General features: G+C 27.5%; 12 protein-coding genes. 5 read left to right on the top strand and 7 right to left on the bottom strand.

Annotated elements, in window-relative coordinates; translation table 11 throughout:
* Positions 1-5: 5 nt before the first annotated feature.
* A complete protein-coding gene (locus RT575_RS05645; RefSeq protein ID WP_313375053.1) occupies positions 6-353 on the bottom strand; it encodes an ArsC/Spx/MgsR family protein in 348 nt (115 codons plus the stop codon).
* Positions 354-463: 110 nt separating this feature from the next.
* Here RT575_RS05645 and rluF point away from each other — a divergent pair, with 110 nt between their 5' ends.
* The 3 genes from rluF (at position 464) to RT575_RS05660 (ending at position 4,746) form a co-directional block, all read left to right on the top strand.
* Positions 464-1,366, top strand: coding sequence for a 23S rRNA pseudouridine(2604) synthase RluF (rluF, locus tag RT575_RS05650; protein ID WP_313384931.1), 903 nt, complete (start codon positions 464-466; stop codon positions 1,364-1,366).
* A gap of 91 nt (positions 1,367-1,457) precedes the next feature.
* Complete coding sequence (locus RT575_RS05655; RefSeq protein ID WP_313579447.1) at positions 1,458-3,572, top strand: prolyl oligopeptidase family serine peptidase; 2,115 nt, start codon at positions 1,458-1,460, stop codon at positions 3,570-3,572.
* Positions 3,573-3,696: 124 nt separating this feature from the next.
* Complete coding sequence (locus RT575_RS05660; RefSeq protein ID WP_313374870.1) at positions 3,697-4,746, top strand: NAD(P)-dependent alcohol dehydrogenase; 1,050 nt, start codon at positions 3,697-3,699, stop codon at positions 4,744-4,746.
* Positions 4,747-4,804: 58 nt separating this feature from the next.
* On the opposite strand, the gene RT575_RS05665 is transcribed toward RT575_RS05660, so the two are convergent.
* The gene (locus RT575_RS05665) at positions 4,805-5,020 is read right to left on the bottom strand and encodes a hypothetical protein (RefSeq protein ID WP_313579449.1); all 216 of its coding nucleotides are present in this window, start codon (positions 5,018-5,020) and stop codon (positions 4,805-4,807) included.
* A 283-nt stretch (positions 5,021-5,303) separates the two neighbouring features.
* Between RT575_RS05665 and RT575_RS05670 the strand changes: the two genes are divergently transcribed.
* Together RT575_RS05670 and RT575_RS05675 are read left to right on the top strand one after the other, a co-directional pair.
* A complete protein-coding gene (locus RT575_RS05670) occupies positions 5,304-6,386 on the top strand; it encodes a hypothetical protein (protein WP_313579451.1) in 1,083 nt (360 codons plus the stop codon).
* The gene (locus RT575_RS05675) at positions 6,376-6,999 is read left to right on the top strand and encodes a hypothetical protein (RefSeq protein WP_313579453.1); all 624 of its coding nucleotides are present in this window, start codon (positions 6,376-6,378) and stop codon (positions 6,997-6,999) included. The genes RT575_RS05670 and RT575_RS05675 overlap by 11 nt, the downstream gene beginning before the upstream one ends.
* Here RT575_RS05675 and RT575_RS05680 read toward each other — a convergent pair.
* The 5 genes from RT575_RS05680 to RT575_RS05700 form a co-directional block, all read right to left on the bottom strand.
* Positions 6,939-7,496 carry a 5-formyltetrahydrofolate cyclo-ligase gene (locus RT575_RS05680; RefSeq protein WP_313579455.1) on the bottom strand — a complete coding sequence of 186 codons (558 nt, stop codon included), beginning with the start codon at positions 7,494-7,496 and terminating at the stop codon, positions 6,939-6,941. The two genes, RT575_RS05675 and RT575_RS05680, sit on opposite strands and share 61 nt — an antisense overlap.
* A 13-nt stretch (positions 7,497-7,509) precedes the next feature.
* Complete coding sequence (locus tag RT575_RS05685) at positions 7,510-10,293, bottom strand: TonB-dependent receptor (protein WP_313579457.1); 2,784 nt, start codon at positions 10,291-10,293, stop codon at positions 7,510-7,512.
* 59 nt (positions 10,294-10,352) lie between these two features.
* Positions 10,353-10,862 (bottom strand): hypothetical protein, encoded by a 510-nt coding sequence (locus RT575_RS05690; protein WP_313579459.1) that lies wholly within the window; start codon positions 10,860-10,862, stop codon positions 10,353-10,355.
* 113 nt (positions 10,863-10,975) lie between these two features.
* Positions 10,976-12,175: a methylmalonyl-CoA mutase family protein gene (locus RT575_RS05695; protein ID WP_313579461.1), complete on the bottom strand. Its 1,200-nt coding sequence runs from the start codon at positions 12,173-12,175 to the stop codon at positions 10,976-10,978.
* A 261-nt stretch (positions 12,176-12,436) separates the two neighbouring features.
* Complete coding sequence (locus tag RT575_RS05700; protein WP_313579463.1) at positions 12,437-13,381, bottom strand: pseudouridine synthase; 945 nt, start codon at positions 13,379-13,381, stop codon at positions 12,437-12,439.
* Between the last annotated feature and the right edge of the window lie 3 nt (positions 13,382-13,384).

Raw genomic sequence — 13,384 nt, forward strand, 5'->3', positions numbered from 1 at the left:
TTGTTTTATTTCAAATGTTGCTCTAAAGCTTCTATATTTTTTTTATCGCTTCCTATAAAAATTTTATCATTATCTATGATTACTGGACGTTTTAAAAAAGTATAATCAGAAAGAATATAATTTTTAATATCATCCTCAGAAAGTACTTTATCCTTTAATCCCAATTTTTTATAGTTCTGTGCACGACGAGAAAAAAGAGATTCATAATTTCCTGATAATTTTACCATATCGTTTAAATCGTCTTCGGTAATTGCTGTTGATTTTATTTCGTGTAAATCAAAACCTGTAAAATCAAATTCATTTAAAATTCGTTTGCATGTATCACAAGTCTTTAAAAAGAATACTTTTTTCATCTCAGTAATTTTTTTGTTTTGTAAATATAAATAGAATCTTGAGTTTTAAAGAGCTTGAAAGATTTTTATGTTGATATACTATTAATTTTATAATAAACTATCTTTGTATTATGGAAGAAACTAATTTTTTGCGATTGAATAAATATATCAGCGATAGTGGTATATGTTCTAGACGTGAGGCTGATCAGTATATAGAAAAACGTGTTGTTTTGATAAATGGACGAGTTGCAAAAATTGGTCAACATGTAAAACCTACAGATACTGTTACTGTTAATGGAACTATTATAGAGCCAAAATCGAAAGAAAATGCAGCTTATATAATGTTAAATAAACCTGTTGGGGTTACATGTACTACAGATTCTTCTGATCCAGATAATATTGTAGATTATTTATCATTTGGTGAACGTATTTTTCCAATAGGAAGATTAGATAAAGACTCTCAAGGTTTAATCCTTTTGACAAGTGATGGAGATATTGTAAACAAAATTTTACGAGCTGGTAATAATCACGAAAAAGAATATGTTGTAACAGTAGATAAACCTATTACAGATGATTTTTGTAAGAAAATGTCTACAGGTGTTCCAATATTAGGTCAAGTAACTAAAAAATGTAAAGTTGAAAAAATAAACACTAACACATTTAAAATTACTTTAATTCAAGGATTGAATAGACAGATTCGTCGAATGTGTGAATATTTTGGATATGTTGTTAAAAAATTAGAACGAGTTCGTATAATGAATTTAACATTGAATATTCCTGTTGGACAACACAGAGATTTAACACTAGAAGAATTAGATGAACTGAATCGATTGACTAAAGATTCTGAAAAGCATGTAGAAAAAACTTCTAATCAAAAGAAAAAACCTAAGAAAGCAAATGAAATTTCTCCAGATTTTAAAAATTCAAAGGGAAAAATGATTCAAAAGAAAGGAGGTAAGAAATCTTCAAATTCATCACAAGCCAGAATAGGAAAAAGTAATCCTAATAAACCTAAAGGAGGTAAAAGGAGATAAAATTATTTCTAACGAAATAGATAAGTTAAAGTAGTTTCGATTTTATTATCTTTACGTAACTAGTAGATTAAAATTATAGCGTAACAGAAAAATGAAAAAAACAGCTTTTATCTTATTAAATTTATCACTTATGATTGGAGTAAATGCTCAGAGTTATAAAAAGAAATATCCTGAAACAAAAAAAATAGATCATGTAGATACTTATTTTGGTGAAGAGGTTCAAGATCCATACCGTTGGTTGGAGAATGATTTAGCAGATGACACAAAAAAATGGGTAGTAGAACAAAATAAGGCTACTTATGCTTATTTAAATGAAATTCCATTACGTGCTGAATTAAAAAAATCATTAACTGAAATATGGAATTACGAGAAAATATCAACTCCATTTAAAGAAGGTGATTATACTTACTATTATAAAAATGATGGTTTACAACAACATTCCGTTTTATATAGAAAATTAGGAGAAGATGGAACAGAGGAAGTTTTTTTAGATCCTAATAAATTTTCTAAAGATGGATCTGTTTCCTTATCAGATGTTAGTTTTTCTAAAGATGGTAGCTTAGTTGCTTATTCAATTTCAGAAGGAGGTTCTGACTGGAGAAAAATTATAGTTCTTAATGCTAAGGATAAAAAGGAAGTAGGAAAAACATTAATTGATGTTAAGTTTTCTGGAATAGCTTGGAAAGGTAATGATGGTTTTTATTATTCATCTTACGATAAGCCAAAAGGATCAGAATTGTCAGAAAAAACAGATCAACATAAATTATACTATCATAAATTAGGAGCTGAACAAAAAACAGATCATTTAATTTTTGGAGGTCAAGAAACTCCAAGACGTTATGTAGGTGCTTATTTAACAGATGATGAGCGTTTTTTAATTATTAGTGCTGCTAATACAACAACAGGTAATGAATTATATTACCAAGATTTATCAGTTCCTAATGGGAAAATTAAACCGATTGTAAATAATTTTGATACCAATACATCTGTTATAGACAATGATGGTGAAACATTTTATCTTTTTACTAATAAGAATGCACCAAATAACAAAGTAGTTAAAGCATCTATTAATGATTTATCAGAAAATGCTTGGCAAACTGTAATTCCAGAAACTGATAACGTATTGAGTATTTCTACTGGTGGAGGTTATTTATTTGCTCGTTATTTAAAGGATGCAACATCATTAGTAGAACAATATAAATATGATGGAACTAAAATTCGTAAAATAGATTTACCAGGAATTGGTTCTGCTTCAGGATTTGGAGGTAAAAAATCTGAAAAAGAAATTTATTTTGGATTTTCAAATTATATTACACCATCTACAAGTTATAAATACAATGTAGAAGATGGATCTTCGGAAGTTTATATCAAACCAAATGTGAAATTTAAAACAGAAGATTATATTTCTGAACAAGTTTTTTATACGTCAAAAGATGGAACAAAAGTTCCTATGATTATTACTTACAAAAAAGGGACAAAGAAAAATGGTAAAAATCCAACTATTGTATATGGTTATGGAGGTTTTAACATAAGTCTTACTCCTGCATTTAGTCCAGCAATAGCAACTTGGATAGAAAATGGAGGTATTTATGCTGTTCCTAACTTACGTGGAGGAGGAGAATATGGTAAAAAATGGCATGATGGCGGTCGTCAATTTAATAAATTAAATGTTTTTAATGATTTTATTGCAGCTACAGAATATTTACAAACAAATAAATATACATCACCAGATTTTACAGCTCTTTCAGGAGGATCAAACGGAGGTTTATTAGTAGGAGCAACAGAAACTATTAACCCTAAAATAGCAAAAGTAGCTTTACCAGCTGTTGGTGTTTTAGATATGTTACGTTATCATACTTTTACTGCAGGAGCAGGTTGGGGATATGATTATGGTACAGCAGAAGATAGTAAAGAAATGTTTGATTATTTAAAGTCATATTCGCCTGTACATAATGTAAAAGAAGGAACTTGTTATCCTGCAACATTAGTTACAACAGGAGATCATGATGACCGTGTTGTTCCAGCACATTCATATAAGTTTGCAGCAAATTTACAAGCAAAGCAAAGCTGTGATAATCCTGTATTAATTCGTATAGAAACAAAAGCCGGCCATGGAGCTGGTCGCTCTACAGAAGTTGTTATTAATGAGACAGCTGATAAGTATGCATTCACTTTATGGAACATGGGAATAAAAAAAATAAAATAATTTTAAGTTTTTAATAACGATTAATCCATCTGAATTTTCAGATGGATTTTATATTTTTGTAGATTAATATTATTTTAATCGAATAATATGTAGTAAATTGATTATTAATTAAATATATCCAAAAATGAGTACAAAAACTTATGCAGCATTTAATGAAACAGATGCACTAGAACCACATACAATAGAACGTCGTCAATTATCGCCTAAAGATGTATTTATTGATATTGAATATTGTGGTGTTTGTCATAGTGATATTCACACAGCAAAAGGAGATTGGGGAAAACCAAATTATCCAGTTGTTCCAGGACATGAAATTATAGGAAGAATAAAAGAAGTAGGATCAGAAGTTACTAAATTCAAAGTAGGTGATTTAGTAGGTGTTGGTTGTATGGTAGAATCTTGTCAAGATTGTCATCCTTGTGAAGAAGGATTAGAGCAATATTGTGAAAATGGATTTACAGGAACTTACAATTCTACAAATTCTAAACATGGAGGAGTAACTTACGGAGGTTATTCAGAAAACATTGTTGTAGAGGAGAAATTTGTATTAAGTGTTCCAGAAAATATAGATGTAAAAGCAGCAGCACCTTTATTATGTGCAGGTATTACAACTTGGTCTCCATTACGTCATTGGAATGTAAAAGAAGGAGATAAAGTAGGTGTAATTGGTCTTGGAGGATTAGGACATATGGGAGTTAAATTTGCAAAAGCAATGGGAGCACATGTTGTTATGATTACAACTTCTGAATCAAAAGGTGAAGATGCAAAAAAATTAGGAGCAGATGAGGTTTTAATTTCTAAAGATGCAACACAAATGGCTGCTCACAAAAATTCATTTGATTTCTTATTAAATACAATTCCTGTAAAACACGATGTAAATCCATATTTAGATTTATTGAAGTTAGATAAAACAATGTGTATTGTAGGAGCTATAGAACCTTTAGAAGCAGTAAATGGAGGTTTATTAGTTATGAAAAGAAAAAATCTTGCTGGATCATTAATCGGTGGAATAAAAGAGACACAAGAAATGCTAGATTTCTGTGGAGAACATAATGTTGTTTCTGATGTAGAAATGATAGATATCCAAAATATTAATACAGCTTACGAGCGTATGATGAAATCTGATGTAAAATATCGTTTTGTAATTGATATTAAATCATTAAAAGAGTCTTAATCTTTTTGATTATTTTCTATAAAAAAAAACCGCCATTGGCGGTTTTTTTCTTTATAAACTATTTAGTTTCTTCTTTTGTTTTTGTTGAATCAACAGTTACACTTTCTACAGAGTCAGATCCAATTGTTGGAGCTTCTTCTTTTTCTATTTTCAAAGAATCTTCAACAATAGTTGAATTAGTTTCTGTTTTAGGTTTTTCTTGTTTACATGCAGAAACACTAAATAAAGTTCCAAATATTGTTAATACGATTGCATTTAATACTAATTTTTTCATAATTTTAATTTTTATATTTTTATTGTTCAATTTTAATAAGTCAAAATTATAAAATCGATAAAAGAGAATAATGTATAATAGTTGTAACTTACTTGTAATTAACAATAAAGTGGATTTACTGGTATTTTACAAAGTGAATAAATCTTAAAATCATCATAAAAAGAGGTCGTCAATTGTTTTTATGTTGAAAATATTATTTTATTTGCAGTTACATAAAGTCATCTTGTAAAATTATTTTTCTATTTTACAAAAAACTGATAAACAAGTATATAAAAATTATTTTTTGAGCAAATTTACAGATATAGAGATTTTTGAAGTTTTGAAAAAATCAATCGTAGATCGATTTTTTGAGGAAAATTCTGCTCAATCCGCAAATATATCAGATTGGAAAGGACAAGAAATTACTTCATTTCAGGAAGATTTATTTAATAAAACCAAATCTACAGTAAGTGAGAAATGGTTTTATACTTATTTTAAATCAGATTTTAAAAAATTACCTCGTATTGATATGCTTAATTTATTAGCTCAATACTGTGGCTATAGAAATTGGGCTCATTTTCTTAATGTTAAGAATATAGAATATTTTGATATAACTAAATCTGAAGCTAAATTAAATGAAGTTGATTTAATAGAAAAAGAAGAAACCCCTTTATTAAAAATAGAAGATAATAAAGATAAGGAAAGCCAGGAATTAACATCTGAACAAAGAAATGGTTCAGTTACTGTACCAATTGAAGAAAAATCTAAAAAAATAAAATTGAGAACAATCTCAATTATTGTTTCTATTTCTATTTTTTTTATAGTCATTGTTGCAGCTTCTTATTTTTTATTTTTTGCACAAAAAGAATATGAATTTTGCTTTGTAGATTCAGACCGACAAACACCAATAAAGAATTCTGTTGAGGTTACTATTTTTAGAGATGGTTTTACTCCTCTTTATTTATCAACAAAAACAGGTTGTATAAAGTTTAAATCTCAAAAAAATATTGTAAAAATGTTTGTGAGTTCACCTTATTATAAACAAGATACTTTTAAGGTAAATTTGCATCAATATAACCAACCAGAAAAATTGTTGTTAGATCCTGATGATTATAAAGTTATGCTTTATTATTATTCTAATTCTGCAAAAGACCTTAAACAAAGAATATCAAAATTAAATCAAATGATTGCTGATAACGCTTTGATTTATCAAGTTTATGATAATGATTTTTTTGGTGTAGAAATTTTATCAAAACAACAGTATATTAATTTAGTTACAATTCCTACAACTTCTTTAAAGAACTTTTCTTTGATAGAATCAGAAACTAAAAATGGAAAAATTGTAAAATTAAAATTTAAAATCCAACAAGATGAGAATGATAAGTAAAATTGTTCAGTTTAGCATAATTATGCTATTTAGCGTTTGGATACTTTTTTCGTGTAAAGACGAAAAATATCATGGAGATTATAATCCTGAAACTATAAAAGGGTATAAGAACGAATCTTCTACAGTAAGTAGTAAGATGGATTCTGTTGAAGCTGTTGATTTTATTACAAAACAAAAATTAAGAGAGTTGTTTGAGCTTTCAGCCTTGGCATCTAATTCTAATGATACAGTAGTTGATAGTATGTTGAAAGATCAACTTTTTACATATTTCCCCAAAAAGGACACAACAGAAGTTTTTGCTTTATTAAGAGATTTGTCTTCTAAAAAAGTAACATATACTTCTATTACTAAATTTATAATATTACCAAAAGATTCTCTTACGCCTGATTCTGTAAGACAAGTAGCATATACAGTAAATTATTTTAATTCTGATAAGAAATTAATTGAAACAAATAATAATGTAGGATCTTTTGTTTTGAAAAAAGAACCAATCCAGTTTAAGCGAGAATTCAAATTCTACTTTACCAAACTGAATGAAAGAACTGATAGTATTCAGAAAGATTCTATTCCTTCGGGAGTAATACAGAAATCTAAAGGGAAATCACCAAAATAAATATCCTCTATACAATCAATAGGTCTAAAATAACTTAGGCCTATTTTTTTTGCATTAGGTTTACATCGTGCTAAAAACTTATCATAATAACCACCTCCATATCCTACACGGTTTCCTTTTTTATCAGAGACAAACATAGGAATTAATATTACATCTATTTCTTTAGAATCTATTTCAGTAAAACTAATCGGTTCTGGAATTTGATAAGAGTTTAATTGAGTTTTAAAATCTCTTTCAACTTTACAATTAATCATATCATCACCAATTACTAAGGGTAGAATGATATTCTTGTTTAAAGAAAATAACCAATCTATAATTGGATAAGTATTGATTTCATTATTTTTTTTAATAGGTAAAAAAACATGAAAATTGGAATCATTTGAAAAATCTATTTTTTGTAAATTTTCAAATATTTCTTGGCTTAAGATACTTATGTCATTATTAGAAAATTGATTTCGTAATGATCTATAATATTTTCTTGCTTCGTTTTTTTTCATCTAAAAAGATAGTTTATCTACCAGGAGGGGGCATCATTCTTCCTCCAGAACCATTTGGTCTGTTTGGTCTAGGTCCATTTTCATCTCTTGGTGAAAATTCATCTTTTTCTTGAGATTTTCCACCAAATTTGTTTAAATTAAAAGTAAGAGAGAACATAACAAATCGTGTTAAAATATTATTTTTCTCATCACTAATGTATTGATCAGAAATTGTACGAGTATAACTATTATTTTGATTTAATAAATCATATACTTTTACTCCTGCCTCTAATTTATCTCCAAAGAAACGATACATTAAGCTAGTGTTCCACAAAAAGAAATCTCTTTTGAAACCAGCAGCCATTCTCGAATTGTAATTGTAGCTAAAATTATTTGTCCAAACTAAATTTTTGAACCAAGTAGAATTTGTATTTAATCCAAAATTATGTGTAATATTTTCTTGTCCACTAATTTGGTAATTTTCGTATTTAGATTTTGTGAAACTTAATTGATATAAAGGAGATATAGTAAGATTATCACCATAATCCCAATTTAACCTAATAGTTGGAGATAATGTAGTATTAAAAGATTTATACATGATATTTTGATTATATCCTTGATTTAGTCCATATCTTGAAGATAAACCTAAGTTTAATCTAAATTTATTGATTCCTTTTTGATATTGTTTATTAAAGAAAAAAGATCCAGAGATACTATAATTACCTTTTACATTTTCATAAGTAATATTACGAGTTAAATCTTCATTAGTTACGATAGAATTAGTAATACTAGATTCATTATAAGTATAACCAATATTTGCATTAAAACCTTGACGAGTTTTTCTATCAAAGTTTCCAAACATTACGTTGAAATTATGCGATTTATTTGGGTCCAAATCAGGGTTACCAACGGTTTTATTTGTTAATGAAGATTGATCTTCAATTTTTAGTAATTGTGCTGCAGTAGGTAAACTTGTACTGTAGTTATACATAAACATCAACATGTTATTACCACTTTGATAACGTATGTTTCCTTGTAATTGTGGTAAAGTTTTATTTATTGTTAAACTTTCAGCATTCGATTTATATAAACCATAATTATCTTGATTGTATATATTAGCGCCAATATTTAAAGAGGCTGATAATTTTGATTTATTTAATAAAAACTGTGCATATGGATTATATAAACTAGATTTTGTTGTGAATAAACGAGTTAAATCTGAGTTAATTTCATCAAATTTCCCAGTTAAATCATTGTAATTCAATGAATAATTATTTGTTTCTTGATCTGCATATGTGTAACTAGAACCAATTGCTACACTTATAGAATCTGTAATTGGTAAAGTATATTTTAAATCAAAGTTATATGAATTATTCTTATTTGTATTTTTAGTATTTACATTACGATAAGTATCTGCTCTTGATCCATCAAAAAATAAAGCATTTGATATTTCTCTTGTTGTTGCATCCGTTTTTGCGACAGATATATTAGAATTAAGATCAAAGTATGATTTATTTTTTAATTTTTGATTGATGGAAATTAAATTAGAAAATGTATTTGCATCAGTTTTTGTGTTGTTATTTTGAGCGGTAGTGTTTTTTAAATCACCATCCTGATTTACGCTCTCACTATCACCAATGGTACTACTTTTAGTAGAAGAGTTATTGAATGAAGGATAAAAGTAAATTTTAGTATTTTTTTTAGTCCATTCTAAATTTGTTCCCAAATTATGTCCATAAGTTTCACTTTTGGTATTTGTATTAGAAGTCGTAGTAAATACATTATCAGGGTTTAAATTTTCTTGATGAGTATAATTTTCATTTTTATTGTATGAATGATTTAATCTATAATCTGCACCAATTTTTAAGTTATCACTTAATTGATCGTTATAATTTAATCCGATAGATGTATTTGTTGTAATTCCGTTAGAAGCTCTTCTTCCCATTCCTCCACGACCACGAGAACCTTCTCCATTTACCATTCCAGATGAAGCAACATCAGTAGAAGAGCCAATTAAACTAATTCTTCTTTTTCCTTTAAAATAATTAGCCATAAGGTTACTTTCATAATGATCACCTGTACCATAACCACCTGTAGCTTTTACCATATAACCACTATTTTTTCCTTCTTTAAGAGTTATATTTAGAGATGATTTATCAGATTTTGATCGTTCGCCAGAGAATTTTTCACTTTTAGTTTTAAAGTCAGAAACTTGAATTTTTTTAATAATATCAGCTGGTAAATTTTCTAAAGCAACTTTTCCATCAGTTCCAAAAAATGATTCACCATCAATTAAAACTTCACTTATACTTTTTCCATTTGCAGTAATAGAACCATCATCAGCAATTTCGAATCCCGGTAATTCTCTAATTAAGGCCTCTAAATTAGCATTAGGTTTTACTTTATAAGAATCAGCATTGTATTCTATCGTATCATGTTTTACAACAATTGGTTCTACATTGCTAACAACGACTTCTTTTAAATCATAAACCATAGGATTTATAACGATTGTTCCTAAATCAGTATCGCTTTTTAATGTTTCGAAAGATTTTTTATAAGTTCCTTCTAATGCATCGTCTATAATTAAATAAATTGGTTTTTCTTGTGAATTAATTTCTAAATTAAATAGACCATTTTCATCTGTTGTTGTAGAAGATATTTTTGCAGAATCTGCTTTGTTCCCTATAAATACATCAGCTTCACTAAGAGGAAGGTTTAATGCATCTGTAACTTTCCCTGTTATTATTACTTTTTTATCTTGTCCGAATAGGCCAATAGTTAAGAAACTAAATAGAATTGCAAATATATATTTTGTCATTTGGTAACAGATTACTTTAACCATAAGACATCAAATATGTATTAAGGTTTAAATGAAAACTAAAGTTTCTTCCAATTTTTATCAGAAATTTTTAATGTATCTATTTTTGATGTAGAAATAAATAAAGGTGTTATTTGCATTATTCGTTCGACTTTTCTACTTATTGTATTTGTTTCCTTACACTCTAATTCAATAAGTTTTATACTTTCAGATGATGATATTTTACTTTCATATAAAGTTTTCTTATATGATTTATCAATCTTCCAATTTGCACATTTGCTTAGGCTAAAAAATTCAAAAAGAAAAATAGGAATTAAACTGAATAATATACCAACAATAAATTTTAATATATTTAAAAAACTCCAACCATATGCTCGTCTTATTGAAATTAAGAATAAAGTGTAAATACTTACAGCGCATAAGAAAGTTAATATTTTGGGAAATGTTTTTGAAAAATTAGGGTTTGAAAATTCTAAATCTATATACTCTCCAAGATAAAAATAGATAATAAACCATAGAATAAAAAATATAGAGATTGATAAAATTATATTTCGGAGAGTTTTATTCATTTATTTAAGGTTTGTAGGTATAAATATAACGTATTCTCAATTAATACAGAGAAATAAAGTGAACTAAAATTACAATTAATTTTTGTTTTTTTTAAAACGTTAGTGATGAAAATTTATTCTATTATAGATTCTAAAGCCGAATAAACTTCATCAAAAGTAGTATTATCTTTTATTATATTTATAGTTAATTCTAATATGTTGTTTATATTAAATTGATAATTTATTGTTGATTTTATTAAAGATACTTTCTTTATTTTTTGATATGCTTTTATTGCTATTTCATTGGTGATTGATTCTATTATAAAGCTTCCTCCTAATGGATCAACAGTTCTACATATTTGCGTTTCATCTTGAAGTATTAACTGTAAATTTTTAGCTATAAGATTAGCTTCTTCTAAACTCAAATTTTCGTTTATTTTAAACGTTGTATTTAAAGATTCTATTCCTCCTAAAACAGATGATAAGGCTTGATTAGTTGCATTAAAAATTTGTTGATGAAATATTTCTGAGTTTTCTTCTTTAAGAAATGAGTGAATTTTTATTTTATAGCTATCGTAATTTTGAGGAGAAAATTCTTCGATTAATTTTGCCCATATTATTCGGATTGCCCTTAATTTGCATATTTCGTTAATAGAATTTTTATCTACAGGTAAATACAATGAAATTAATGGAGATATGTAATCAATTTTTAAATCTCTATTTATTCCATTTTGTATTAATTGAAGGCTTCTTGTTAGTGAATTGACAATAGAATCGAACAAATTGTCATCTAAGTTTTTATAGATAATTGATAAACTATAAAAATTAGATTTATTTTTATTTACATAAGTAATACAATCTAATAAAATGTTTGGATAAACAGAGTCATTAGTTTTAATTATTAAGTTTATAGATAATTGATTTTTTTTCCAATTAATTTTTTCTAATGCTATTAAGAAATATGCAAAATAAATAATTCCTTTTTTATTTATGGAAATTGATATTGAAATATCATCTGATGAATTTTTTTCTAACCAAGATGACATTTCATTAATGGAAGAAAAACTTTCTTCATCAAAATTATAATTTTTCTTTTCATTAGAAAAACAGTTATTTTGATTAGTTGTCCACGGTTTTAAAATGTAACCTGTTGTAGAATAACCACGTAAAAAAGGGAAAAAACCAGGAAAAGAATTAGCTTGTTCTAAATTTGTTGTATTTAGATGGTCGTTCTCTTTTTCGATACTATTATTGTTTGTATCGAAAGACTTTTCATTGTTTAAATGATTGATTCGTTTGAACTTTAAATTCGAAAAATCGGTTTTTTGCTTCATGTTGCTAAGATAAATATTTCTAATTTTTATTAATATAAATTCTTTTTCTATATATTTTTTGTTGATTTTAAAATACACTGCATTAATGATAGAAGAGGAAACTCTTTTTTTTACATTTAACAATAGAAATAATTTAGCAAAAAAGATTGCAACGTATTGCATGGTCCGAAGAAATTGCCCCAAGTAATAATTTAAAAAATAAAAAAGTGACTTTAGCTTGTCAACTAAAGTCACTTTTATGTTGTTTCTATAAATACGTTATTATAACATTTTTAAGAAGTTAACTTCTTGTTCTGTCAATCTTCTGTATTCACCTCTTTGTAAGGTTTTCTTTGTTAATCCAGCAAAAGATACGCGATCTAATGCTTCTACAGCGTATCCTTTAGCCTCGAAGATACGTCTTACAACACGGTTCCAACCGATGTGTAATTCAATACCAACTTCATTTTTTGGTCTACCCTCGATGAAAGAAATTTCATCTACCATTGCAATTCCTTCTGGAATTAAGCGTACACCTTTTTTTATATCAGCTAAGTCATTTGCTGTTAGTTTTTTGTCTAATGTTACGTGGTATATTTTTTTAACATCATGACTTGGGTGAGTCAGTTTTTTAGTTAAATATCCATCATTAGTAAACAATAAAACCCCTGTTGTTTGTCTGTCTAAACGTCCGATAGGAAAAATACGTGCAGTAGTTGCATTAGCCATTAAATCCATAACGGTTTTACGGTCTCTTTCATCTTTAGCAGTAGATATAAACCCTTTTGGTTTGTTAAGAACAAAGTAAACATTTTTCTCTGAAGAAATTTTTCGACCATCGAAACGTACCTCATCATCGGGTTGTACTTTATGACCCATTTCAGTGATTACTTGACCATTCACTGTAACAATTCCAGTTTTGATCAACTCATCGGCCTCTCTTCTGGATGCAATCCCTGCATTCGCTACATATTTATTTAAACGAATAGTCCCGTCATCAACTGGTGCTTTTTTCAGTCTTTTAACAAATGGTTTTTCACCTGGTTTGTTAAACGGTTTCTTTGGTCCAAAACTTTTCTTTCCTTCTTCTGATGGTTTTCCACCAAAAGTTGGTTTTCCTTTCCCTGAAGATGGTTTAGAAGAAGAATTTCCTCTTGCTCCACCTTTTCCACGATTGTTCCCGCCTTGGGAATTTCTGTCGTTGGATTGATTTCGTCTGTTATTCATCTG

The organism is Chishuiella sp. (genome assembly GCF_032109125.1).
Lineage (GTDB): Bacteria > Bacteroidota > Bacteroidia > Flavobacteriales > Weeksellaceae > Empedobacter.

Bases quoted from the DNA above. Each gene is read 5' to 3' on its own strand.
- RT575_RS05645 (WP_313375053.1), bottom strand. From the start codon at position 353: ATGAAAAAAGTATTCTTTTTAAAGACTTGTGATACATGCAAACGAATT.
- rluF (WP_313384931.1), top strand. From the start codon at position 464: ATGGAAGAAACTAATTTTTTGCGATTGAATAAATATATCAGCGATAGT.
- RT575_RS05655 (WP_313579447.1), top strand. From the start codon at position 1,458: ATGAAAAAAACAGCTTTTATCTTATTAAATTTATCACTTATGATTGGA.
- RT575_RS05660 (WP_313374870.1), top strand. From the start codon at position 3,697: ATGAGTACAAAAACTTATGCAGCATTTAATGAAACAGATGCACTAGAA.
- RT575_RS05665 (WP_313579449.1), bottom strand. From the start codon at position 5,020: ATGAAAAAATTAGTATTAAATGCAATCGTATTAACAATATTTGGAACT.
- RT575_RS05675 (WP_313579453.1), top strand. From the start codon at position 6,376: ATGATAAGTAAAATTGTTCAGTTTAGCATAATTATGCTATTTAGCGTT.
- RT575_RS05680 (WP_313579455.1), bottom strand. From the start codon at position 7,496: ATGAAAAAAAACGAAGCAAGAAAATATTATAGATCATTACGAAATCAA.
- RT575_RS05685 (WP_313579457.1), bottom strand. From the start codon at position 10,293: ATGACAAAATATATATTTGCAATTCTATTTAGTTTCTTAACTATTGGC.
- RT575_RS05690 (WP_313579459.1), bottom strand. From the start codon at position 10,862: ATGAATAAAACTCTCCGAAATATAATTTTATCAATCTCTATATTTTTT.
- RT575_RS05695 (WP_313579461.1), bottom strand. From the start codon at position 12,175: ATGAAGCAAAAAACCGATTTTTCGAATTTAAAGTTCAAACGAATCAAT.
- RT575_RS05700 (WP_313579463.1), bottom strand. From the start codon at position 13,381: ATGAATAACAGACGAAATCAATCCAACGACAGAAATTCCCAAGGCGGG.